Genomic DNA, 24,649 nt, shown 5'->3' with positions numbered 1-24,649 from the left:
TATCATAAGAATAGACGAGAATAAAGGCAAATTCCCTACACCATTGTTCAATAAAAGTTTTAATGACGTAAAAAAGTAAATTCAGAGCAGATTTCAAATTTATAGGTAATGATTTTTCCTGCATTACCTTTCATTTACTATCTAAGCTTCTTTTACCCAATGTAGGCAACAATTACCGCTATAATAGTTTAATAGATTTTGGTTTAATATGAATATGAAAAAAATAACTAAATACTTATCATTATTTTTGTTAACTGTTACTCTTGTCTTTGGAATGAAAAATATAGCAAGTGCTCAAACCATACATACAGTGCAATCCGGAGATACAATGTGGAAAATAGCGGTGAAGTATCAAGTAGGGGTGCAAGAGATTATTCAAGCTAATAAACAAATTGGGAATCCCAACCTAATTTACCCTGGTCAAACAGTTCAAATTCCATCCACTGCTCAAGCAACAATATCAATGGAATCTCAAGTCGTTCAGCTTGTAAACGAAGAGCGCGCTAAAGTGGGTTTAAAACCATTAAAAGAAAATTGGGAGCTCGCGCGAGTGGCACGCTTTAAATCTCAAGACATGATCGATCATCGTTACTTTAGTCATCAATCTCCTACATATGGCACTCCTTTTCAAATGATAAAAGATTTTGGTCTAACATACAATGCAGCAGGGGAAAACATTGCAGCTGGCCAAACAAGTGCACAAGCTGTTGTAACAGCATGGATGAATAGCGATGGACACCGTAAAAATATCTTATCTAGTCAGTTCACTGAGATTGGTGTTGGCTATGTTAAAGGTGGTTCTCACGGTCATTATTGGACACAAATGTTTATTTCAAAATAATAATATAGAAGGAAATTCTACTGTCGTACGAGTTACGGCAGTTTTTTTATGAAGCATATTGCGATTACCGAATTGTGTTTTTTAAGGCTATGTTTTAGCGCTCTTTAACTAGTTTACTGTATTGAATTTATTATCGAATAAATTCTTGAAAACAGAATACTGGTAAAAATAATAAAGGCTATGTATCTCTTTTGCAGGTTTGATAAGTTCGTTGGAGAAGAAACCCAATCATAGATACGATAGCACCAAAAAGAAAAACCATATCTTTAGACACCTTTGTCCCTCCTGAAAATTAAATTATAAGAAAATAGAATCGTTGTTTATGATTTTTGATTTTTCCAAGCGATATTCTCTGGATACATAAAGGAGATTATAATAGGAAAACGAACAAATCAAAAGTATATTCAATTTGTTCGCTTCATTATTCATTGGCTATTGTCTATGTTGAATATTCTTAGAGAAAATGATAATTATTGTACAACAATGTAAGCAATCATTTTTCCGTGATCTTCCTCTTGGGAATGGTTATGGCAGATGAGTTGATAGGTACCTTTTTCGTCAAATTGGAGGGGGACTTTAGTTTCTTCTCCTTTTTGAACCACACCTTTAATATCAGTTCCCTCTATATAAAAGGAATGTTCCTTACCCATCACACCTAGTATGTTTAAATTGACCTTTTCTCCGACCTCTAAAAATACAGTTCCTGGATCCCAGCGATAGACTTCCATTTCTTCCCCATTTTCCATTGTTGTTTTATATTCCGTTGTTACCATTTCAATCTCCCTTGTCGTTTCTGTCGTATTCCCAAACACCGCTAAACTCCCATTTTTTGATATAAGCCATACCGAAGCAGATGCAATAAGGGCAATTAATAATAAAACAGTGATTATCGTTTGCTTTGTAATAATTAGAAACTTCATTCTATCTCTCCTCATTATTAGGTTGTACTTCATATGTATGCAGGTTGAACAGCAGAACTTGTCTCATTTTTATCTTTTTTTTCAAAATTGTTTACTTTTGCATTTTAAGCTAACATAATAAAAAGGAGATGATTTTAATGTATAAAATTTTGATTGCTGATCGAGATAACGTCGATGCAGAGGGATTAAAATGGTTAATTAAAACCGTATATCCTACTTGGCAAATTGAAATAAGATCATCTACAAATGCAGTATTTACAACCTTGGAAAAACAAAGTCCGGATCTCTTATTGTTGGAAATGGAAATGTTCGATTCAGTGGGATATAAGAAATTAAAACAGCTTGTGCCTATCTTAAACATAAAAATTTTAGCAATGACGATTGAACCTACTTTTGATCAAGCAAAGAAAGCCATTGAAATAGGAGTGAGTGATTTATTAGTAAAACCTGTGTCACCAGAGGATGTGCTTCGATCACTTCAGATTCTTTATCGTATGCATAGCAAAAGCCTGAACCATGCGCAAATAGCAGAAGACAATACTGAAGATAGAACCTTACTGCAAAAAAATCAAGCCCATCATGTAAAGGTCATAGGAATGAGAACTATTCATCCAAATGAAATATTTAAGTTATATACATATGTAATGGGTCATTCATGGGCAAATGTCAAAAAAGTATTTCTTTTACCTGAGATGATTTTGTGCCTTGTAGAGGAGAATGACCAAGATCTTTTAAGAAAATGCCATACCTTTATTCGTGGATGGGAAAAAGAATCAAATGAAGCGATTATTTTAGCCGAAGGAAATACAAATGATACAGGTCTACTGCAATCACAGTACGGTAAGATTAAGCAACGAATGGAGCTTTCTTTTTACACTGGTCTAAATAAGCTTATTCCATGGTCAGCAAACGAATGGGTGAGTATTGACCCTTTTTTAACACCAAAAGAGCAGGAGTTTTGGATTGATTATTTACGGCGAGGGGATATAAAAGCAATCAAAACATGGCTATATGAGCAATTTTTAAGTCTAACTTCGCCTTACCCTGATCCAGCTATTATTAGAATTAGGTTAACGAGTATTTTGGCACAAATTAGACGATACATGATTTCAAGGCATTTAATTGATAAAGAAAAGGAAGAAAAATATCAAGCGTTATTCCAAACGATTCTATACTCACCACTTATTTATCGAGTAATAGAAGAAATGATCAAGCTGATAGCTAGTTTAATAGATACAGACATGCAAATAGACTCGAAGTCCGAGAAGTTAGCCAAGCAAATATATCATTATCTAGAAGAACATTATCATGAGAAAGAGATAAGCTTAGATATGATTGCTGCCAAATTTAATCGTAATACAAGCTATATTAGCTCCTTATTAACGAAGTATTATAAGCAATCCTTTAGAGAGATTGTTACGATGCGTCGTATAAAAAAGGCGACCCAGCAATTGACGGAAACAAATCTTCCTATTAAAATAATTGCGAAAGAATGTGGTTATCGTAATCAACAATATTTTAATAAAGTATTTAATCAAATCATGAAGTGCTCTCCAAGTACTTTTCGTGCAAACACCAGTCGTACGTACTAACAAAAATGAACATAAAGGTGAAGATGAAAATGAAAGTTTTATATTTAATTAGAGATCCCTTTATCGAGGAATATCCGACAATCATAGAAGAAGCGAAGCAGTTAAATGCAGAAGTGAAGTTCGTTCATAGTGATAGTGGACTTACAAAATCACAGTTATTAAAAGAAGTCGAAGATGTTGATATCATCGTCGTTGCTATTGTGAAAATTGATCAAGAAGTCATTGACCATGCCCCCAATTTAAAGTACATTATTAAATTCGGAGCAGGGTACGATAACATCGATGTGAACTATGCTGAGAAAAAAGGAATTGTTGTTACAAATGCACCAGGGGAAAATGCACATTCCGCAGCAGATCTTGGCTTTTCGTTATTATTGTCAATTTCAAGACAAATTGCGCAAAAAGATCATGAGATGAAAAATGGTAAATGGCAGCTCTCTATGGGGAACGAAGTTTACGGGAAAAAGTTAGGGATTATTGGTTTCGGTGCAATCGGACAAGCAATTGCTAAAAGAGCAAGTGGTTTTGATATGTCAGTCATTGCTTTCGGCCATTACCGAAACGAGGAAAAAGCGAAAGAGCTGAATGTTACCTACTGAACTTGACGATTTACTATCAACTGCCGACTACATTATTCTCTCTACGTCGTTATCTGAGAAAAATCGCCATCTAATAAATGAAAAAACGTTAGCAAAAATGAAGCCGAGTGCGTTTCTTATTAATATCTCACGCGGCGGATTAGTCAATGAAGTGGACCTGCTTGCAGCATTAAAAAATCATGTGATTAAAGGTGCTGCATTAGATGTTTTTGAAAAAGAGCCTTCTATTACGGAGTTGTCAAAACAAGCAAATGTGATAGCAACTCCTCATATAGGTGGGGCTACTTTTGAAGCAGTCCAAAGAATTAACCAGCTGACGCTTAAAAATATACAACGATTTATTAATGACGAACAGCTAGAACATCTCGTCTCGAAATCATAAACAAAACTCAATCTGAACAATCATTCAATTTTTCCTTAAAACCTAGAATGATTGTTTGGATTTTTTTGTTTTGGCCGATTAATCAATCCATGGAAAGTCTCATTAAACATATTGTCGAGTCTGGCATGAAGAGAGCAGAATCAACATTAATTAAAAGAGGCAATTCTACCGTGAAAGAAACGGAATTGGTTCAGATCAAAAAAGAATTAGATGGTTTATAAATAGAAGAATAATAAAAATAGAACGGCAGAATTAAAATGGTTTAGTTATATAATCTTTATATTTTTATATAAATCAAATAAATGAATAAATAACTATATAAATCAAAGTAACAAATCACAAAAAAATATAAATAATCCAATATTAATAGACGGTTTATTCTGAAAATTCTAAGTTAAAATAAACTTATGAATGAGTTGGAGGGATAATGATGGAAAAAGTGAAGAGAGAAATTATTAATTATACAGGTAGTGAACTTCATGCAAAAGGTTGGATTCAAGAGGCTGCTATTCGTATGTTAAGAAATAATTTAAATAAAGAAGTCGCAGAAAAGCCTGATGAATTAATTGTATATGGCGGGATTGGTAAAGCGGCTCGAAATTGGGAGAGCTACGATAGTTTGATGGAAACTCTTCACCAGCTTGAAAATGACGAAACATTGCTTGTGCAATCAGGGAAACCTGTTGCGGTTTTTAAAACACATGAAGATGCACCCAAAGTATTAATTGCCAATTCTAACATTGTTCCTGCATGGGCAAATTGGGATCACTTTCATGAACTAGACAAAAAAGGTTTAATAATGTACGGCCAAATGACTGCAGGTAGTTGGATATATATTGGCAGCCAAGGAATTGTGCAAGGAACGTATGAAACATTTTCAGAACTGGCAAAGCAACATTTTAATGGTTCTTTAAAGCAAACGATTACACTTACATCGGGCCTTGGGGGTATGGGAGGGGCGCAGCCATTAGCAGTGACAATGGCAGGGGGTGTTTGTATTGCAATAGATAAAGATGAGACGAGAATAGACCGAAGATTAGAAACAAAATATTTGGATAAAAAAGTTTACGATATGAAAGAAGCGATTGTGCTTGCACAGGAAGCAAAAGCAGAGGGAAAGTCACTGTCAATTGGCTTGCTTGGAAATGCAGCTGAAATCCTCCCTCAAATGTTGGACGACGGTTTCATCCCTGATATATTAACAGATCAAACATCCGCGCATGATCCGTTAAATGGTTATATTCCAATTGCTTATTCAATGGAAGAAGCAGCCAAGTTAAGAATTGAAAATCCACAAGATTATGTTCAAAAAGCTAAGAAGTCAATTGCCATTCATGTGGCTGCTATGCTTGAAATGCAGAATAAAGGTGCGATTACATTTGATTACGGTAACAATATTCGTCAAGTCGCGCATGATGAAGGTGTGGAAGATGCTTTTGCCTTTCCAGGATTCGTCCCTGCTTATATTCGTCCACAATTTTGTGAGGGGAAAGGCCCTTTTAGATGGGTAGCACTTTCGGGAGATCCAGAGGATATTTATAAAACAGATGAAGTCATCTTAAGAGAGTTTGCAGATAATAAGCATTTATGTAACTGGATTAAAATGGCTAGAGAAAGAATTCAATTTCAAGGGTTACCTTCAAGAATTTGTTGGTTAGGTTATGGCGAAAGAGCAAGGTTTGGAAAAATAATTAATGATATGGTTGCATCTGGTGAATTAAAAGCACCAATCGTAATTGGGCGAGATCATCTTGACTCAGGCTCTGTTGCCTCACCTAATAGGGAAACAGAGGCCATGAAGGACGGCAGTGATGCAGTAGCAGATTGGCCAATTTTGAATGCTTTAATTAATAGTGTTGGTGGTGCTAGTTGGGTGTCAGTACATCATGGCGGTGGAGTAGGTATGGGCTATTCCTTACACGCTGGCATGGTGATAGTTGCTGATGGAACGGAACAAGCAGAGAAGAGATTACAGCGAGTGCTAACAACAGATCCTGGTATGGGTGTAGTTCGACATGCTGATGCTGGTTATGATCTTGCGAAACAAACGGCCATAGATAAAGGCATTCATATACCAATGTTGAAGAGGGGTACCGAAAAATAATCGATAGAGGAGAGGTGAGGTAATGAGCTCAACTTATTTGTTTATAAAGCATGCGAATGAACTACTTACATTAAAGGGACATTCACAACAACCAGCAGTTAAAGCAGCAATGAATCAATTACACGTCATTAATGATGGGGCGATACTAATGAAAGATGAACAAATAGTCGCCATCGGTGAAACAGATGAATTGCTCAGCCAATTTCATCAGGAAATAAATTTAGCAGAGATAATTGATGCGAGTGGTAAAGTGGTCATGCCTGGATTAGTGGACCCACATACACATTTAGTTTATGCAGGGAGCCGTGAAGAAGAATTTAATATGAGGTTAAATGGTGCCACCTATATGGAAATCATGAACAACGGAGGTGGCATTCATGCCACCACAACTAAAACGAGAGCAGCGACAATAGATGAATTAAAGGAGGAGAGTATAAAACGGTTAGATCGCTTTTTAATACACGGTGTAACAACGATTGAAGCAAAAAGTGGCTACGGCCTTGACTGGGAAACTGAGTATAAGCAATTGTTTGTAGCTAAAGAACTCAATCATCTTCATGCAATCGATATTGTCAGCACCTTTATGGGCGCACATGCCATACCTGTAGAATACAAGGAGCGTCCAGATGTTTTTATTGATCTAATCATCGATGAGATGCTCCCGCTTGTGGTAGAGGAAGAGTTAGCTGTTTTTAATGATGTATTTTGTGAACGAGGAGTGTTTACGCCTGAACAATCGAAGAGGTTACTGTTAGCTGGTAAAAATCTTGGATTAATACCAAAAATTCATGCAGATGAAATTGAACCGTATGGTGGAGCAGAATTAGCAGCAGCAGTAGGTGCCATATCAGCTGACCATTTATTGAAAGCATCAGATGAAGGGATTAAAAAAATGGCGGAAGCAGGTGTCATTGCTGTTCTTCTTCCTGGTACAGCCTTTTTCTTAATGGAAGCAGCAGCAAATGGTCGTAAAATGATTGATGAAGGAGTAGCAGTTGCTTTGTCTACAGATTGTAATCCTGGTTCCTCACCAACAGCTTCATTACCTTTTATGATGAATCTCGCTTGTATGCATATGGGCTTAACGCCTGCTGAAGCGATTTACGCGGCAACAATCAATGCTGCCCATGCGATTGGGAAGGGCCATGAGATTGGCAGTCTGGAAGAAGGGAAAAAGGCAGATGTTCTTATACTTGATGTACCTAATTATATGCAAACGCAATATTTATATGGAATGAACCATACGCATTCGGTAATTAAAGCTGGAAGAATAGTTATTGACAATGGTGCCCTAGTAACAAACAAGCTTAAAAGTCACTAATAGTAAGGGAGAGATTGGTATGTGCCAGTCTCTTTTTATAAAAAATAACATTTAAAGGAAGATAGGATGTGAGGAAATATGGAAACTGAACTGAGTAATCCAAAAACCAAATCTCAAATGAAAAACGCCAATAGTCATGTATGGAAGTTTTTCATATACAGTATGATTGGTATATTTATGTTTTTTATTCCGATAACATTGAACGGGCAATCTTCCATCATGATCGATCATATTGTGAGTGGGTTGCGCCACCTTCTAGGTAATGTTGTTCCTTATTATTTGCTATTGATTATCATGATAGGAGGCCTATATCCTTTTATAAAAGGTAATTGGAAAGAAACGATTGTGACAACAGTATTTTCCTTCTTAAAACTTTTGGGTGTAGTTATTGCATTTATGGTTTATTTTAACTTGGGTCCCGCATTCATATTTGACCCAAATATGGGTCCTTTTTTATTTAATAGTCTTGTTACGCCTGTCGGTTTATTAGTTCCAATTGGTTCTGTCTTCTTAGCTTTATTAGTAGGCTATGGTCTGCTTGAATTTATCGGAGTGATAATGAAACCGGTTATGAGACCGATTTTCCAAACACCTGGACGGTCTGCGATTGATGCCGTTGCCTCTTTTGTCGGTAGTTATTCTGTCGGTATTTTAATTACTAATCGTATCTTTAAAGAAGGTAAGTACTCAATGAAAGAAGCAGCAATTATAGTGACTGGGTTTTCCACTGTTTCTGTTACTTTTATGATTGTCGTGGCTAAAGCGTTAGACTTAATGTCTATGTGGGCGATTTATTTTTGGACATCCTTCATAATTACATTTGTAGTAACAGCAATTACGGTAAGAATTTGGCCAATTAGAAACATGTCAAATGAGTATTATCAAGGTGTGAGGAGAGAGAAAGATGCATATGATAAACCTCTGCTAAAAACTGCGTGGAAAGAAGCCATGGAAGCTGCTGCTTCAGCACCATCAATATTTGAAAATGTGAAACAAAATTTAAAAGATGGTGTATTAATGACGATGTCCATTCTGCCTTCAATTATGTCTATTGGGCTTATTGGCTTGGTATTAGTCGAATACACGCCAGTTTTTGATTGGCTTGCATATTTATTTTATCCATTTACAGCTATATTAGGATTACCAGAAGCAATGCTAACAGCAAAAGCGACATCGGTTGGGATTGTTGAAATGTTCTTACCTTCTATGGTAGTGACAGAAGCCGCTTTGATGACAAAATTTATTATTGGTGTTGTATCTGTTAGCGGCATTATTTTCTTTTCGGCTTTAGTTCCTTGCATTTTATCAACTGATATTCCTATTACCATTAGGCAAATGGTGATTATTTGGTTTGAACGAACAGTGCTTGCTCTTATTCTTGTCACACCTATTGCATACCTTCTGTTTTAATTTAATGCCCTGCGGTTTCATGCAGGGTTCTTTTCATATATAATAGTACTAACTCTTTTGGGAGAGCATACATATTGAAATATTCTAGAACAGCGGGTGAAGTAATGTATAAATTATATTCTCATAACGACTTAGATGGTGTTGGTTGTGGTATTATAATCAAGCTAGCATTAGGAGAAGAAGGGCAAGTTTATTATAATTCTGTCGGAGGCTTAGACTATAAAGTCGAGAAGTTTTTTTCTGAAAAGGACCATAAAGATACCAAGCTTTACATAACAGACTTATCGATCAATGAAGATAACACGAAAAGAGTAGATGATTTTGTCAATCAGGGTGGTCATGCACAACTAATTGATCATCATAAAACGGCCCTACACTTTAATGAATATGAATGGGCTACAGTAACAGTACAATATGATGATGGTAGACAAACTTGTGCTACGTCATTATTATATGAGTATTTTGTTGAGCAAAAAAAACTATCTCCAAAAAGGTCCATTGAACAATTCATTGAATTGGTTCGACAATATGATACTTGGGAATGGGACGAAAATAATAATGTAAAAGCGAAGCAGTTGAATGATTTATTTTATATGTTTTCTATAGAAGAATTTGAAGAAATGATACTGCAAAGATTAAAAACCGCAGATGATTTTGAATTTGATGAGCTTGAAGCGAAATTATTATCAATGGAAGAAGCTAAAATTGAACGCTATATTAAGCGTAAAAAAAGAGAACTTATCCAAGCGTCGATTGATAAGCATATTGTTGGTGTTGTTCATGCGGAATCTTATCATTCCGAACTCGGCAATGAGCTGGGAAAAGAATACCCTCATTTAGATTATATTGCAATTCTTAATACGGGTGGTCGCAAAGTCAGCTTCAGAACGATTCACAATCACATTGATGTTTCGGCTGTTGCAGGCACGTACGGTGGGGGTGGTCATGCGAAAGCATCAGGCTGTACGATGAATGAAGAGGCGTTTAGAAAATTTGTTGTAGAATTATTCACAGAAGAATCATTAAAAATTGATGCACCTAAAAATAAATTCAACCAAAAAGAAAATAGCCATGGTACGATTTATGAAGGACGCTCTGGTGACATTTATCGTATCTACCAAAAACAAGAGCAGTGGAAAATAGAAAAGAATCATCAAGAAAATGCGACAGTATTTAAAGATTTCCAATCGGCAGTGAATGCAATTAAGATAGCTGATTTTGCTTGGTTAGCGAAAGATGATGTATACGATAATTATATGAAAAAGAATAAGTAAGTCATAGCTCCTCGAAAGATAGCAAACCTTTCGAGGAGTTTTTTATTATGATTAATCATTGAATGAAAAAACCTAACGATAAAATTTTTTTGAAAAATTTGGGGTAAAGCATCGCTTTTGAATGCTTGGTTATAATCTTCCAAATTTATGGTGGGGTGCCAATATCTTGTGTATAATGAGCGAGAGGGGGGAAGAGAGAATGTTGTACTTATTTATAATTTTATTTATCATCATGATTCTCGTATTTGCCAAATTCTTAAAACCGACTGTAAAACCTTTAAAGGAATTGCCAATCCCGAATAATCTTGGTTTTGTTCAGCCGATAGCACATTCTTTAGTTCATCAAGTAGAGAATTCATTTACTGAAAGTGATAAAAGGCAGTTAAGAAATCGTGTGCTAAAAGAACATCCAAAATGGAAAGATCATGAATTTGATTGGCTTTTCATGGAATTGAAAAGATATTTCTTTTTATGTAGCTTGTTTAAAACAGTACCCATGTATAGTAGCAAAGTAGATGCATTATGGCATGAAATGATTTTGTTTACACAAAAATATGCTGATTTTTGCCAGCAATTATTTGGTCAATATTTACACCATACCCCTAACATTGGTGGCAATCAATCTGCACATAATGAAAGAGCATTTTTTGACTTTTTGTATTTAAGTTATTTCCAACCATCTGAGAATAGTGTGAAAATATGGGGATCTTTTATGAGAAAACCTTTGCACCCGCAAATTATAGCTGATTTTAAAGCTTTAAGTGAAAAAGAATTGTTAATGACTTATTTTCGGACTCATTCTAAATGGAAGAATATCCAATTGGAATTAATTCAATCGATAAAAGAAAATATTAAATTAGCAACTGATTTTCATGAAAATCAAGATAAGAGTTTGCAATCAAAGTCCGTATTTCCCCACCAAAGTATTCTTTTTATAAGCATTTATTTTTCAATGTATGATTATGACAATTTTGAGGAAGCGGTAAGTAGTTATTTACCTGAAGAGATAGCTAAGAATAGCTTTACTTCTTCTTCATGTAGTGGTTTTGCCTGTGCTAGTGATGCATCGTCACCTTCCAATGATAGTTCTTGTTCTAGTGGTGATTCAGGTGGGAGTTGCGGTGGAGGCTGCGGCAGTAGTTAAAATCATATAATTAGTAAATTAGGGCATCTAAATAAAGGATGCTCTTTTTTATGACAAAAAATTAGGTGCGTAATAAGTTTAGTTCTGATCACTAGTATTAGTTAAGTTATTACAAAATACGACAATGTTCTTTCAATTATGTAACAATTTGTTATCATCTTTAATTAAGTCTAATTTTTTTGGTACAATTCAATAGGGTAAAAAGCACTAGAAATGGAAGTGGATGAATGAAGAAAAAATGGATGATCATCTTCCTATTCCTCATGTTATTAGGTACACAAGCATATGCAAAGGATGATGAACCAGAAATTGTCAGTGAAACGGCAATCGTTATGGAAACAGAAACGGGCGCTATATTGTATGAAAAAAATGCAAACACAAAAATGTATCCAGCAAGTTTAACTAAAATTGCAACCGCTATTTACGCAATTGAAAACGGAAACTTAAATGATGTGGTCACAATTTCTAAAGAAGCAGTAGATGTTGATGGGACAAAAGTATACTTAGAAGAGGGCGAGAAGGTAACTTTAAAAAAGCTCGTTCAAGGAATGCTCATTAACTCAGGTAATGATGCGGCAAAGGCAATTGCCATTCATTTGGAAGGTAATGAAGAGAATTTTTCGAAAAAATTGAATGCTTACATGCGAAATAAAATAAAAGTGACCGAGACTCATTTTACGAACCCCCACGGATTATTTTCCGAAAACCATTATACAACGGCAAAGGATATGGCAATCATCACAAATTATGCTATGAAAAACGAGACCTTCGCTGAAGTTTTCGGTACTGTAGAATTAAAATGGGATGGTGAATCTTGGGATACGACACTCATTAGCCATCATCAACTCCTAACTGGACAAAGACCGTACGAATGGATTACTGGTGGGAAGACTGGATTTGTCAGTGAATCTAAACAAACACTCGCATCTACTGCAGATAATGGGAAATTGGCATTAACAGCGATTGTTATGAAAGCAGATTTTAAACGTGATATTTATAAAGACACCAAAACCATCTTTGATTACAGTTTCTCTCATTATGAAAATAAAGAACTTGTCCCTGAACAAGAATATTTTGTTGGTGAAAAAGTGTTTCAACCGACAGAAAATAGCTACAAGGTATCTTTACCGATTGAAGGATTTACAGAACACTTAAATAATCAAGGTGTATTAGAAATCGTGGATAATAATGACAAAGTGATACAAGAAATAACTTTGGAAAGAGAACAGCCTAAACAAGAGGTAGCGAACCATCATACGATGAATGAAGCTAGTGATGATACTGAGAAGGAAAATCCGACTCTTATTATTTATATTGCTATAGGCTCGGTTGCCATCATTTTGATAGTGGTTTTCTTATTTATACGAAAAATGAGGAAACGTAACCGATATGATATCCATAATAGAAGATGGTAGGAAGGAAGCGCAGTAACTTTACTGTGCTTTTTTGCTTTTATATAGATGTGAGTAAATGTGAGAATATAACTTTAAAAAGAAAGAATTATGTTACTATTATCAATAGAAAAGATTGTTTGGGACTAACAAATGGCGGTGAAATCATGATAGTAGTAAGTGCATGTCTGGCAGGAATGAATGTAAGATATAATGGATCTAATAGTTTAGACGAAAGAATCCAGAAACTTTTATTAGAGAATCAAGCGATGACTGTTTGTCCGGAATTACTCGGAGGTTTTACGACGCCAAGAGAGCCAGCTGAAATCGTGGGCGGAGATGGTGAAGATGTATTAGACGGAAAAGCAAAAGTGATCGAAAAGTCAGGTAAGGATGTTACAAAACAATATATCAACGGTGCATATGCTACATTAAAAAAAGCTCAAGAGTTGGGAGCAGATACAATTATCCTTAAGGAAAATAGTCCATCATGTGGTAGTTCAGTTATTTACAATGGAGAATTCAAAGGGGAACAAATAGTAGGTAATGGTGTCACAACAGCCTTATTAAGAAAAAATGGTTTTAAAGTCATTTCGGAAAATAACTTTAATGAATATTCAATACTTGAAATTAACTAAGGATATATTTATGTATTTTTACGTAGGTGTTTGTTATAGATACAACTTTGAGTGTCCTCAGGTATTCGCGACTTTACATATCCATTTAAAGAAGCTGGTAGCCGTATATGGCTACCAGCTTTCTTACAATTATGCCTGATACATTTTGGCGATTTGCTTTTGTAGCTCCTCGTTTTCAAGGTATTCATCATACGTTACTTGTTTGTCTACGATACCATTTGGTGTGATTTCAATAATTCGGTTAGAAATCGTTTGGATAAATTGATGGTCATGTGATGCAAAAATCATCGAACCTTTAAAGGCAATTAAACCATTATTTAAAGCAGTAATGGATTCTAAGTCTAAATGGTTAGTAGGTTCGTCAAGTAAAAGAACGTTTGAACCACTTAGCATCATTTTTGAGAGCATACAGCGAACTTTTTCTCCACCTGAAAGCACGCTTGCTTTCTTCAATACTTCTTCACCTGAGAAGAGCATACGACCTAAAAAGCCACGAAGGAAGCTTTCACTTTCATCTTCAGGAGAATATTGACGGAGCCATTCGACTAAATTCAACTCACTATTTTCAAAGAAATTTGAGTTATCCTTTGGAAAGTAAGCTTGAGAAGTTGTTACCCCCCATTTAAATGAGCCTTCATCTGGATCCATTTCACCCATCAGAATTTTGAATAAAGTTGTTTTAGCAAGTTCATTCGTCCCAACAAGCGCAATTTTATCGTCTTTATTCATAATAAAGCTTATATTATCAAGCACTTTCACACCGTCAATTGTTTTTGATAGTCCATCTACTCTTAATAAGTCGTTCCCAATTTCACGGTCAGGTGAAAACCCTACATACGGATAACGTCTTGAGGACGGTCTAATGTCATCTAAAGAAATTTTATCAAGTAATTTTTTTCTAGATGTTGCTTGTTTAGATTTTGACGCGTTCGCACTAAAGCGAGCAATAAAGTTTTGTAATTCCTTAATTTTTTCTTCTTTTTTCTTATTTGCATCTTGGGCCATTCTTTGTGCTAATTGACTAGACTCATACCAGAAGTCATAGTTACCGACATAAATTTGAATTTTACCGAAATCTAAGTCAGCAATATGAGTGCAGACTTTATTTAGGAAATGACGGTCATGAGATACAACGATGACTGTGTTTTCGAAGTTAATTAAAAACTCCTCTAGCCATGCAATTGCTTTAATATCCAAGTGGTTCGTCGGTTCATCTAGTAATAAAACATCAGGCTTTCCAAACAATGCTTGAGCAAGCAATACTTTTACTTTGTCTCCACCTGATAAATCAGCCATTTTCTTCATATGCAATTCTTCTGGAATGCCGAGACCTTTAAGTAAAATAGCCGCTTCGGATTCTGCTTCCCAACCATTTAACTCAGCAAACTCACCTTCTAATTCAGCAGCTCTCATACCATCTTCATCTGAGAAATCTGCTTTCATGTAAATAGCATCCTTCTCTTGCATTACTTCATAAAGGCGTGCATGACCCATAATAACCACTTTTAATACTTCATATTCTTCATATTCAAAATGGTCTTGTTTTAAGACTGCAAGCCGTTCCCCTGGTCCTAAGCTAACATTCCCGGACTGTGATTCAATTTCGCCAGATAAAATTTTTAAAAAGGTGGATTTACCCGCACCATTTGCGCCGATTAAACCATAGCAATTGCCAGGTGTAAACTTAATATTAACATCTTCGAATAATTTGCGATCGCCATAGCGGAGACCTACGTTTGTAACAGTTAGCATTAATTATATTCCTCCATGCATCATAATCGATAAAATTATAACATTAACTCAAGTCACAGTGTTAATCTAGATCATATTTATTTGAAAAACATGAAAAAATAGAGGGATTTTACCCCTTTAAAGCGAATATAAATACATATGGTTTGAAATGAAATTGTTGAGGTTTTGTCATAATTCTAAAAGGGTAAGTAATGATAAAATAGACAATGCGATGCGTTGGACAATACATACAAGCAAGTTTCACTTTATCCAACAAAATCATAATCCTTTTATACTTTTTTCACAAAAAAGTTATAAAAGAAGGAAAAAAATAAAGGATTGTTCATAGTTTTTTCATAATTATCCTTTAATATATAAAGTATAAAGGCAGGAAAAAAGGAGTTTTATAAATGGAGAAAACACAGATCGTAGATTTAGTGAACCGTTTAAAAAAAGCTGGTATTAAAGTGAGCCTTACAAAACCAAGATCATTATTAACCATTCAGCCATGTAAAGCAATGCCATCTGCTTCTAACTAAGCATGGTAACTACATAGGATTATTTTAGAGAGGTGAATTTTTCACCTCTCTATTTTTTTAACATTCAATAAGTATATTCAATATCTTTTAATAGAGGATTGTTGTTTGAAAGGAACATCTACACATATAAGGGGTTTTATTATTGATTTGTATCCTGACTTATTAACAAGAGAAGTTCAAAGAAGACATGATTATGCGATTGTATAGAACATGCTACAGAAAACAGGATTTACTGATATACAGACTTTCAAGCTTTGGGAAACAAGAAACACATATACCCTAAAAGAAACATTGCTCGAGGATATCAAAGCAAGGAGCGGCAGAAGTATTCTTCATGAATTAGATGATGTACAATTAGAAAGATTAGTTGAGTATATAGATAAACAGTTAGGTGATAAGAAGATTGTGGAGAGTGATCGTTGGACCATGTGGCTAGCTAAAAAATAAAAAAGTTATTTTATTTTTCTATTGACCTTAACGCAACGTCAACATTTAGTGTAGTGATTAGGAGGTGAAGTGATGTTATATTCAATCAAACAGATGGCTCAAATGTCGGGTGTAAGTACGCGAACATTAAGATATTACGATGAAATAAATTTATTAAAACCAGCAAATGTCAACGAGGCAGGTTATCGCTTCTATTCAACAAGAGAAATCGATAGGCTGCAACAAATTTTATTCTATCGAGAATTAAATTTTAAGCTATCAGATATTCAAAAGATTTTGTCATCATCTGAGGATTCTTCTATTCAAAGTATATTACACACGCATTATGAGGCATTAGTAGAAAAAAGACATCATATTGACAGCCTAATAAAAGCAGTTGAAGATACAATTGCTTATCATAAAGGAGAGATAGAAATGAGTAACGAAGAAAAATTTGCCGCATTCAAAAAGAAGAGAATAGAGGAAAACGAAAACAAGTTCGGAGAGGAAATTCGAGAAAAATATGGAGAGGAAGCAGTAGAAGAGGCAAATCAATCATGGATGGGAATGTCAGAGGAAAGCTATAAAGAGATGCAAGAGATTGAGAGTGAATTGATTGAAAGACTAAAACAATTCAATCAACAAAAAAATCAACAAAAAGAAGATGCGAAGCAAATCGTGATGTTACACAAAAAATGGTTACAATATACATGGTCAACTTATTCTTCTGAGGCACATAAAGGTTTGGCAGACATGTATATCGCTGATGAGAGATTTACACAGTATTACGATGAGAAAGCAGGTGTGGGAGCTGCTCAACTCTTAAGAGACAGTATTTTAGCATATGCGTAAAAAAAGAGTAGCCATTTTTTGGCTACTCTTTTTTTATTCTATATTATTTCATTGAAATCCAGACACTTTTCACTTCAGTATAATTATCAAGAGCATAGGATCCCATTTCACGACCGATACCAGACTGTTTATAGCCACCAAATGGTGAAGCTGCATCAAACGCATTATAACAGTTAACCCAAACGGTACCTGCTCGAAGTTTATTTGCAATATAATGAGCATTTGCTACATCACGTGTCCATACTCCCGCAGCCAAACCATATTCTGAGCGATTAGCCCGATCAATAAGTTCATCCAAATCTTCATATGGCATTGCGGAAATAACTGGACCGAATATCTCTTCCTTAGCAATCGTCATGTCATCTTGCACATTAGCAAAGATTGTTGGTGAAACAAAATAGCCATCATCCTGTGGTTTCGTTCCTCCTACGACTAGTTCTGCACCTTCACTTACACCTTTTTCAATATAACCAAGGACTCGTTTTTGTTGTTCAGTTGACACCAGTGGTCCAATTTCTGTGTCAGCATGTATACCTGCTCCTTGTTTGATATTTTTAGCATGGCTTGCCATATCAGCCACTACATTATCAAATTGTTTCTTCTGAATAAACACACGAGAACCGGCACAGCACACTTGACCTTGGTTAAACATGACACCATTTAGGGCCCCTGGAATCGCTTTTGAAAGGTCAGCATCAGGTAAGATAATATTAGGTGATTTACCGCCAAGCTCTAGCGTTACTCTTTTTAATGTTTTAGAAGCACTTGACATAATCGATTTACCGACTTCAGTAGAGCCAGTAAAAGCAATTTTGTCGACCAATGGATGATCCACTAATGGACTACCTGCCGTTTCACCAAATCCAGGAACAATATTAATGACACCTTTAGGGAATCCAGCTTCCTCGACTAGTTCTGCTAAATAGAGAGCAGATAGAGGAGTTTGTTCAGCTGGCTTTAATACAACCGTACAACCGCTAGCTAGTGCTGCACCGATTTTCCACATAGCCATTAACAATGGGAAGTTCCATGGGATGATTTGTCCTACTACTCCCACAGGTTCATGTCTTGTATAATTAAAGAATGGACCACTTACCGGTATCGTCTGTCCTACGATTTTTGTTGACCAGCCAGCATAATAACGCATATGCTCTACAGCTAGTGGGATATCGGCATTTGTTGTTTCTCTAATAGGCTTTCCGTTATCTAAGGTTTCTAATTGTGCTAATTCTTCACTATTCTCTTCCATTAAGTCGGCAAGTTTATAGAGAAGTCGACTGCGTTGTGCAGCAGAGATCTTTGACCATTTACCATTATCAAATGCCTCGCGAGCTGCTTTGACCGCTAAATCAATGTCTTCCTTGTCAGCTTCATAAACATGGGCGAGTACTTCACCTGTCGCTGGGTTATATGATTCGAATGTTTTGCCTGATTTGCTTTCGACAAACTCCCCATTAATATACAGCTTTTTCTTTCCACTTAAAAATTTCTCCACCTTTTCTTTCACACTTACAGTTAACTGACTCATCGAATTCCTCCTTAAAAATAGTGTCTATGTACTCTCATGGCTGGAATTGTTAAGCATAGAAACCGTTTACATGAATATAGTACCATTTTTTAAAATTATAAATCAACTAAGAAGATTTATAATTTTCCGTCTATATTCGACATAACATTTAATGAATATAAGAAAGAAGCTATTTATCGGACAGCACTAATGTAAAGGTTTAACATCGGAATTGATATCTATATGTATGCGTGGATTAACAGGTATTATATTCATCCTAGAGCCGTGTGAAAATACATTTGTATTCCAACAAGAAATGACTTTTTCAACATACTCATGAGCATATAGGAAAAGGTCTTTAATTCTATTTTTAGATTTTATGTCGAATTTTTTTATTTATTTCTTGTACTTTTAATTAAAATGCGACAAAATTTTATCATTTATTTAATCTCAGTTTTTTCAAAGATCAATAAATGTGCCGTTCCACTTTTGTTCCAAATTTCATAAATTAATTAGAAAGTTAATTTAAATTAAATTCACTTGTATTCTCTATAAAAAGGAAGGTGACAACCTATGCCAGAATTCTTTGATGGAATAATATCTCAAAATGCTTCCTATGCCAATTCTATAAACATTCCAACTTCATCTGCTTACCAAATTTGGGGACAAGTTGGCCTTAATGTTAGTGAAGCAATCCCCACTTCAAACATTCGTGTTCAATTTGACGGTATTATTACTTTAAAATTAAGTCCCACAGCCAGTACTTATACAAATTTTGTAGAATTAAAAATTGTTCGAGGGACTAATCCTAATGCTAATACTATTTTTACAGGTATCAAGACTATTGTTCTTAATGGTTCTGAGGACGGTCCTCAAGAGTACGCATTTTCCGCTTCAGATTACAATGTCCCCAAAGGTTCTGGGTTTTTAATATATACTGCCTATGTTCGTAATATTACTGGTGCAGTTAATTCAGATGTAACACGTGTTGGCCCAGAGAGTTTTAATGCGACAGCTAGTGGAATTACAGGTTTGAGTGGAGTTACAGGAGCCACGGGGGCGACCGGAGTAACCGGTGCCACGGGATCCACAGGAGTTGCAGGTAATACAGGGGCGACCGGAGCAATAGGATTAACCGGAGCGACCGGAACAACAGGAGTAACAGGAATAACGGGTACAACAGGAACGACGGGAGTAACCGGTTCCGCGGGATCCACAGGAATCGCAGGTAACACAGGAATAACCGGATTAACTGGTCCAACAGGATCGACTGGAGTGACAGGATTAACCGGTGCTACGGGAGTCACCGGAATAACAGGTGCCACAGGGTTAACAGGAACAACAGGAATAACTGGAGCCACCGGATTGACCGGGGTCACAGGTAATACAGGTCCAACAGGATTAACTGGAACAGCAGGAGTAACTGGAGCTACAGGAATCGCAGGAGCTACGGGAATAACAGGAGCAACAGGAATCACAGGAGAAACCGGAATAACAGGAGCTACCGGGACGACCGGAGTAATCGGTCCAACAGGAGCAACGGGAACGACTGGAATAACCGGGGTCACAGGAGCAACCGGAGTAACAGGAGTAACAGGAGTAACAGGATCGACCGGATTAACTGGAACAACGGGAGCCACAGGAACGGCTGGAGTAACAGGAGCCACCGGAATAACAGGAATAACCGGAGCACCAGGAATCACAGGAACAACAGGAATCACAGGAGCCACCGGAGTAACGGGAGCCACCGGAATAACAGGAGTAACAGGAACGACTGGATTAACAGGAACAACAGGAATCACAGGAACAACAGGAACAACCGGAGCAACCGGATTAACTGGAACAACGGGAGCCACAGGAACGGCTGGAGTAACAGGAGCCACCGGAATAACAGGAATAACCGGAGCAACAGGAATCACAGGAACAACAGGAGCAACCGGAGTAACAGGAGTAACAGGATCGACCGGATTAACTGGAACAACGGGAGCAACAGGAACAACAGGAATCACAGGAGCCACCGGAGTAACGGGAGCCACCGGAATAACAGGAGTAACAGGAGTAACAGGAACGACTGGATTAACAGGAACAACAGGAATCACAGGAACAACAGGAATCACAGGAACAACAGGAATCACAGGAACAACGGAACAACCGGAGTAACACCGGATTAACAGGAGTAACAGGAGGAATAACCGGAACAACGGGAGCAACCAGGAACAACAGGAATCACAGGAACAACAGGAATCACAGGAGCACACAACAGGAACAACCGGAGCAACCGGAGTAACAGGAACCGGATTAACTGGAACAACGGGAGCAACAGGAACGGCTGGAGTAACAGGAGCCACCGGAATAACAGGAATAACCGGAGCAACAGGAATCACAGGAGCAACCGGAGTAACAGGATCGACTGGATTAACTGGAACAACGGGAGCAACAGGAACAACAGGAATCACAGGAGCAACCGGAGTAACGGGAGCCACCGGAGTAACGGGAGCCACCGGAATAACAGGAGTAACAGGAGTAACAGGAACGACTGGATTAACAGGAACAACAGGAACAACAGGAACAACTGGATTAACAGGAACAACAGGAACAACCGGAGCCACCGGAATAACAGGAGTAACAGGAGCCACCGGAATAACAGGAATAACCGGAGCAACAGGAATCACAGGAACAACAGGAGCAACCGGAGTAACAGGAGTAACAGGATCGACCGGAGTAACAGGAGTAACAGGATCGACCGGATTAACTGGAACAACGGGAGCAACAGGAACAACAGGAATCACAGGAGCCACCGGAGTAACGGGAGCCACCGGAATAACAGGAGTAACAGGAGTAACAGGAACGACTGGATTAACAGGAACAACAGGAATCACAGGAACAACAGGAATCACAGGAACAACAGGAATCACAGGAGCAACCGGAGTAACAGGATCGACCGGATTAACTGGAACAACGGGAGCAACAGGAACAACAGGAGCCACCGGAGTAACGGGAGCCACCGGAATAACAGGAATAACCGGAGCCACCGGAATAACAGGAGCAACAGGAATCACAGGAACAACCGGAGTAACGGGAGCCACCGGAATCACAGGAATAGCCGGAGCAACCGGAGTAACAGGATCGACCGGATTAACTGGAACAACGGGAGCAACAGGAACAACAGGAGCCACCGGAGTAACGGGAGCCACCGGAATAACAGGAATAACCGGAGCAACCGGATCGACCGGATTAACTGGAACAACAGGAGTAACAGGATCGACCGGATTAACTGGAACAACAGGAATAACAGGAACAACAGGAATCACAGGAGCCACCGGAGTAACGGGAGCCACCGGAATCGCAGGAATCACAGGAACAACCGGAGCAACCGGAGTAACAGGAATAACAGGAGCAACCGGAGTAACAGGATCGACCGGATTAACTGGAACAACGGGAGCAACAGGAACAACAGGAATCACAGGAGCCACCGGAATAACAGGAGTAACAGGAATCACAGGAACAACCGGAGTAACCGGAGTAACAGGATCGACCGGATTAACTGGAACAACGGGAGCAACAGGAATAACAGGAGTGTCCGGAATTACTGGAGCAACAGGAATAACGGGCGCAACCGGGACGACCGGAGTAACCGGTCCAACAGGAGCAACGGGAATAACAGGGTCCACCGGAATAACTGGCATAACAGGAACAACAGGAGCCACAGGAACGGCTGGATTAACCGGTCCAACAGGAATAACAGGAGCCACAGGAGTGACAGGAGTCACAAGTGCAACCGGTCCAACAGGAGCGACCGGAGTAACGGGAGCCACAGGAACTGGATCTCAATTATTTTTTACAGAAGTAGCTGGGCCAATTGCGCTAATAACTACTGGAACTGAAACGACAGTGGCTACATTAAATGTACCAACTACAGTTGCTCAAAACATTAAAATTGACTATGCGATATCAGTGGATGTAATTACTACGGCCAATGCTAATTTCACCTTCCCAATAAGGCTATATCTTAATGGGACTTTACTTGATACGCGTTCCGTTCAAAGAAGTGTTAGTTCGGCAGGTACATCAAGATTTCCTGTTGCATCAACCAATGTAAATACTGCTACTGTCACTGGAACTGCAACATATGAAATTAGAATAGCTTATACGGTAGCTTCAAATGTAACCTCTTCAAGTGCTTTAAATGTCGATATTAACGCAATACGCTTTCCGTAACAAAAGTAGATCAATAAAAGTTAAAAGCTATCCTTCAAATGAGGATGTCAACATGGGACTTACGGATAAATATAAGATAATAGAGGTTTGTTATAATGACGTTACAACTTCTTAATTTAAATCCTATGGTAAAAAGAATAGGAAGAAATAAGGTTATCCATATTTTTTACGATACTGTGTTTAATTATATGGGTTCAGGATACGAAACTGTCTTAAAATTGATCGATAAATAAAACGCGAAGCAGCCGTAATGGCTGCTTTATTATTTTTTAATACTTCTGTTTTTAATTTTTTTGAATTTTGTTATGCTACATTGTCAAATTTCCGCAACTTCAGGTTGGAACCATTTACTTTCAACTTGCAAAAAAGTATTCAATAAAGAATAATCTTCTGTATTATATTTTTGGAATTTTCCTCCGAGTTTATCTTTTTATTTCTTCCAGCCTTCAACCTACCTGTGTTCATGTTAATATTCATCAACCAGTCAAATTCTGCAAAAGTCTAATGAAAATGAAATAGAAGTTTTTTGTCATAGGCTTATCTTTTTTTAGCTAAGAAGGTATTCATATTAATCATGTGAACAGTTATTCCACTGCTATTTAAATCGATGACCATTGATTCCAAGTGTGATGGCTTCTATCTATGCAATCATGTTGGACAATAGTACATAAATGCTTGAGAAGTGTATGAAACAGTGAAATTTGAACACAATAGTATTACATGAAGGGAGGATAACAGATTTGAAAGAGTATGAGGATATGCCTTTAAGTGAATCCAAAAATCTTTATGAGAATCTATCCTTGCTAAATGGTGATTTAGAAAATTTAGATGAAAATTGGGATGTTGTTGAAGGTATTGACATCGCGATTCCAAGAAAAAAATCACAGAATTAAGTTAAAGAAGCTGCTTACTGGCAGCTTCTTTAGTTACGCTCATTTTTTGAATTTAAATATTTTGCAGCTAATAATGCTTTCACTTCATTAATATCAGTTCCTGCTACTGTATATCGTTTTTCTTTTGATGACATTTATATTCACCTCTTTTATAGTTTACGTTACTTACGAAAAAATACACAGAATTAAATTCATTAATCCAAGCAAAGTTGTCCATACTAATAGTAGAAGATAAAATTTAGAGGGGGATCACGATGTTTTTTAATAAAAAAGCACAAGAAGAAAAACCTGAAGTAGTGATTTTAAGTACGGATGTATATGCTTGTCTAGATAATACATGTAATGGCTGGATGAGAAAGGATTTTGTATCTGTAGATTTGAAATGCCCTTTATGTGGTAGTGACACAACTTTAGAAGTAAGAGATCTCCCAGAAATCTTAATGTAATTTGACTCCAGTTAAAAATAAAGCAATTAGCATAGTATTTTTGTGATAATCGCTTTATTTTTAGCAAGATTAATACAAAAACCGTGTAGCCTATAGCGACTACACGGTTTTTGTCGTTCTATTCACCTTTTTTTGAAAGACAACGATCACATTCCATTAAGTAGGATTCCGCTTGTTCTTCCATTATTTGACCGCATTCTGGGCATACCTTCTTAGGTAAAGTTTGAAAAAATTCTACTGGACTCATCATTTTCTACCATCTCCTTTTATATAACAATTATTTTATTATTCCTTCTGTTATGATACAGTATACACGATTAAAATAAAAATGTGTACCTATTTTTTTGAATTTTTTAATAAAAAGGAAGAAAAATTTTCATTTTAAGGAAGAAGAATTACTATTAATACATTTATTAAGCAA

General features: G+C 36.9%; 20 protein-coding genes and 1 pseudogene. 17 read left to right on the top strand and 4 right to left on the bottom strand.

Annotated features, from left to right (window positions below; all coding sequences use genetic code 11):
- Nucleotides 1–274 precede the first annotated feature (274 nt).
- Entirely contained in the window at nt 275–841 is a 567-nt protein-coding gene (gene safA, locus MKX78_RS13030) for a SafA/ExsA family spore coat assembly protein (protein WP_370873276.1), read from the top strand.
- 470 nt (nt 842–1,311) lie between these two features.
- Here safA and MKX78_RS13025 read toward each other — a convergent pair whose 3' ends face one another.
- The gene (locus tag MKX78_RS13025; RefSeq protein WP_095373146.1) at nt 1,312–1,761 is read right to left on the bottom strand and encodes a cupredoxin domain-containing protein; all 450 of its coding nucleotides are present in this window, start codon (nt 1,759–1,761) and stop codon (nt 1,312–1,314) included.
- A gap of 137 nt (nt 1,762–1,898) precedes the next feature.
- On the opposite strand from MKX78_RS13025, the gene MKX78_RS13020 reads away from it, so the two are divergent.
- The 10 genes from MKX78_RS13020 (at nt 1,899) to MKX78_RS12975 (ending at nt 13,616) form a co-directional block, all read left to right on the top strand.
- On the top strand, nt 1,899–3,353 hold the full coding sequence (locus MKX78_RS13020) for a helix-turn-helix domain-containing protein (RefSeq protein ID WP_307313667.1): 1,455 nt from the start codon (nt 1,899–1,901) through the stop codon (nt 3,351–3,353).
- Between the two features lie 29 nt (nt 3,354–3,382).
- The gene (locus MKX78_RS13015) at nt 3,383–3,952 is read left to right on the top strand and encodes an NAD(P)-dependent oxidoreductase (protein ID WP_341051254.1); all 570 of its coding nucleotides are present in this window, start codon (nt 3,383–3,385) and stop codon (nt 3,950–3,952) included.
- On the top strand, nt 3,939–4,334 hold the full coding sequence (locus MKX78_RS13010) for a 2-hydroxyacid dehydrogenase (protein ID WP_341051253.1): 396 nt from the start codon (nt 3,939–3,941) through the stop codon (nt 4,332–4,334). Before MKX78_RS13015 ends, MKX78_RS13010 begins: the two co-directional genes overlap by 14 nt.
- 427 nt (nt 4,335–4,761) lie before the next feature.
- A complete protein-coding gene (gene hutU, locus MKX78_RS13005; protein ID WP_095373150.1) occupies nt 4,762–6,438 on the top strand; it encodes a urocanate hydratase in 1,677 nt (558 codons plus the stop codon).
- 22 nt (nt 6,439–6,460) lie between these two features.
- Entirely contained in the window at nt 6,461–7,759 is a 1,299-nt protein-coding gene (gene hutI, locus MKX78_RS13000; RefSeq protein ID WP_095373151.1) for an imidazolonepropionase, read from the top strand.
- 78 nt (nt 7,760–7,837) lie between these two features.
- Nucleotides 7,838–9,169, top strand: coding sequence for a YjiH family protein (locus MKX78_RS12995; RefSeq protein ID WP_341051249.1), 1,332 nt, complete (start codon nt 7,838–7,840; stop codon nt 9,167–9,169).
- 74 nt (nt 9,170–9,243) lie between these two features.
- A complete protein-coding gene (locus MKX78_RS12990) occupies nt 9,244–10,443 on the top strand; it encodes a DHH family phosphoesterase (RefSeq protein WP_307313672.1) in 1,200 nt (399 codons plus the stop codon).
- 199 nt (nt 10,444–10,642) lie between these two features.
- Nucleotides 10,643–11,587, top strand: a complete 945-nt coding sequence (locus MKX78_RS12985) for a glycine-rich domain-containing protein (protein ID WP_341051247.1) — start codon at nt 10,643–10,645, stop codon at nt 11,585–11,587.
- 227 nt (nt 11,588–11,814) lie between these two features.
- Nucleotides 11,815–13,002 carry a D-alanyl-D-alanine carboxypeptidase family protein gene (locus MKX78_RS12980; protein ID WP_341051246.1) on the top strand — a complete coding sequence of 396 codons (1,188 nt, stop codon included), beginning with the start codon at nt 11,815–11,817 and terminating at the stop codon, nt 13,000–13,002.
- Between the two features lie 143 nt (nt 13,003–13,145).
- Nucleotides 13,146–13,616 (top strand): DUF523 domain-containing protein, encoded by a 471-nt coding sequence (locus MKX78_RS12975; protein WP_095373682.1) that lies wholly within the window; start codon nt 13,146–13,148, stop codon nt 13,614–13,616.
- A 129-nt stretch (nt 13,617–13,745) separates the two neighbouring features.
- Here MKX78_RS12975 and MKX78_RS12970 read toward each other — a convergent pair whose 3' ends face one another.
- The gene (locus tag MKX78_RS12970) at nt 13,746–15,368 is read right to left on the bottom strand and encodes an ABC-F family ATP-binding cassette domain-containing protein (RefSeq protein WP_341051243.1); all 1,623 of its coding nucleotides are present in this window, start codon (nt 15,366–15,368) and stop codon (nt 13,746–13,748) included.
- A 389-nt stretch (nt 15,369–15,757) separates the two neighbouring features.
- On the opposite strand from MKX78_RS12970, the gene MKX78_RS12965 reads away from it, so the two are divergent.
- From MKX78_RS12965 to MKX78_RS12955, 3 genes are all read left to right on the top strand, one after another.
- Nucleotides 15,758–15,886 carry a hypothetical protein gene (locus MKX78_RS12965; RefSeq protein ID WP_263624167.1) on the top strand — a complete coding sequence of 43 codons (129 nt, stop codon included), beginning with the start codon at nt 15,758–15,760 and terminating at the stop codon, nt 15,884–15,886.
- A gap of 210 nt (nt 15,887–16,096) precedes the next feature.
- A complete protein-coding gene (locus MKX78_RS12960) occupies nt 16,097–16,333 on the top strand; it encodes a hypothetical protein (protein WP_095373156.1) in 237 nt (78 codons plus the stop codon).
- Between the two features lie 72 nt (nt 16,334–16,405).
- A complete protein-coding gene (locus MKX78_RS12955) occupies nt 16,406–17,164 on the top strand; it encodes a MerR family transcriptional regulator (RefSeq protein WP_341051241.1) in 759 nt (252 codons plus the stop codon).
- A 43-nt stretch (nt 17,165–17,207) separates the two neighbouring features.
- Here MKX78_RS12955 and MKX78_RS12950 read toward each other — a convergent pair whose 3' ends face one another.
- Entirely contained in the window at nt 17,208–18,692 is a 1,485-nt protein-coding gene (locus tag MKX78_RS12950; protein WP_224936585.1) for an aldehyde dehydrogenase family protein, read from the bottom strand.
- Nucleotides 18,693–19,688: 996 nt separating this feature from the next.
- Between MKX78_RS12950 and MKX78_RS12945 the strand changes: the two are divergent.
- The 3 genes and pseudogenes from MKX78_RS12945 to MKX78_RS12935 all read left to right on the top strand — a co-directional run.
- Nucleotides 19,689–22,889: pseudogene (locus tag MKX78_RS12945) on the top strand (collagen-like protein); the annotation flags it as partial.
- A gap of 740 nt (nt 22,890–23,629) precedes the next feature.
- Nucleotides 23,630–23,782 carry a hypothetical protein gene (locus tag MKX78_RS12940; RefSeq protein ID WP_157733977.1) on the top strand — a complete coding sequence of 51 codons (153 nt, stop codon included), beginning with the start codon at nt 23,630–23,632 and terminating at the stop codon, nt 23,780–23,782.
- Nucleotides 23,783–24,036: 254 nt separating this feature from the next.
- Nucleotides 24,037–24,228: a cold-inducible protein YdjO-related protein gene (locus MKX78_RS12935; RefSeq protein WP_095373161.1), complete on the top strand. Its 192-nt coding sequence runs from the start codon at nt 24,037–24,039 to the stop codon at nt 24,226–24,228.
- Between the two features lie 118 nt (nt 24,229–24,346).
- On the opposite strand, the gene yhfH is transcribed toward MKX78_RS12935, so the two are convergent.
- Nucleotides 24,347–24,478 (bottom strand): protein YhfH, encoded by a 132-nt coding sequence (gene yhfH, locus MKX78_RS12930; RefSeq protein WP_224936580.1) that lies wholly within the window; start codon nt 24,476–24,478, stop codon nt 24,347–24,349.
- Between the last annotated feature and the right edge of the window lie 171 nt (nt 24,479–24,649).

Origin of the sequence: Cytobacillus sp. FSL R5-0569, from assembly GCF_038007265.1 — a bacterium.
GTDB classification, from domain to species: Bacteria; Bacillota; Bacilli; order Bacillales; family Cytobacillaceae; genus Cytobacillus; species Cytobacillus kochii.
This window is presented reverse-complemented; position numbering and strand designations above follow the sequence as displayed.

Bases quoted from the DNA above. Each gene is read 5' to 3' on its own strand.
- MKX78_RS13010 (WP_341051253.1), top strand. From the start codon at position 3,939: ATGTTACCTACTGAACTTGACGATTTACTATCAACTGCCGACTACATT.
- MKX78_RS12995 (WP_341051249.1), top strand. From the start codon at position 7,838: ATGGAAACTGAACTGAGTAATCCAAAAACCAAATCTCAAATGAAAAAC.
- MKX78_RS12985 (WP_341051247.1), top strand. From the start codon at position 10,643: ATGTTGTACTTATTTATAATTTTATTTATCATCATGATTCTCGTATTT.
- hutU (WP_095373150.1), top strand. From the start codon at position 4,762: ATGATGGAAAAAGTGAAGAGAGAAATTATTAATTATACAGGTAGTGAA.
- yhfH (WP_224936580.1), bottom strand. From the start codon at position 24,478: ATGATGAGTCCAGTAGAATTTTTTCAAACTTTACCTAAGAAGGTATGC.
- safA (WP_370873276.1), top strand. From the start codon at position 275: ATGAAAAATATAGCAAGTGCTCAAACCATACATACAGTGCAATCCGGA.
- MKX78_RS12950 (WP_224936585.1), bottom strand. From the start codon at position 18,692: ATGAGTCAGTTAACTGTAAGTGTGAAAGAAAAGGTGGAGAAATTTTTA.
- hutI (WP_095373151.1), top strand. From the start codon at position 6,461: ATGAGCTCAACTTATTTGTTTATAAAGCATGCGAATGAACTACTTACA.
- MKX78_RS12970 (WP_341051243.1), bottom strand. From the start codon at position 15,368: ATGCTAACTGTTACAAACGTAGGTCTCCGCTATGGCGATCGCAAATTA.
- MKX78_RS12960 (WP_095373156.1), top strand. From the start codon at position 16,097: ATGCTACAGAAAACAGGATTTACTGATATACAGACTTTCAAGCTTTGG.
- MKX78_RS13025 (WP_095373146.1), bottom strand. From the start codon at position 1,761: ATGAAGTTTCTAATTATTACAAAGCAAACGATAATCACTGTTTTATTA.
- MKX78_RS12975 (WP_095373682.1), top strand. From the start codon at position 13,146: ATGATAGTAGTAAGTGCATGTCTGGCAGGAATGAATGTAAGATATAAT.
- MKX78_RS12980 (WP_341051246.1), top strand. From the start codon at position 11,815: ATGAAGAAAAAATGGATGATCATCTTCCTATTCCTCATGTTATTAGGT.
- MKX78_RS12955 (WP_341051241.1), top strand. From the start codon at position 16,406: ATGTTATATTCAATCAAACAGATGGCTCAAATGTCGGGTGTAAGTACG.
- MKX78_RS13015 (WP_341051254.1), top strand. From the start codon at position 3,383: ATGAAAGTTTTATATTTAATTAGAGATCCCTTTATCGAGGAATATCCG.
- MKX78_RS12965 (WP_263624167.1), top strand. From the start codon at position 15,758: ATGGAGAAAACACAGATCGTAGATTTAGTGAACCGTTTAAAAAAAGCT.
- MKX78_RS13020 (WP_307313667.1), top strand. From the start codon at position 1,899: ATGTATAAAATTTTGATTGCTGATCGAGATAACGTCGATGCAGAGGGA.
- MKX78_RS12935 (WP_095373161.1), top strand. From the start codon at position 24,037: ATGTTTTTTAATAAAAAAGCACAAGAAGAAAAACCTGAAGTAGTGATT.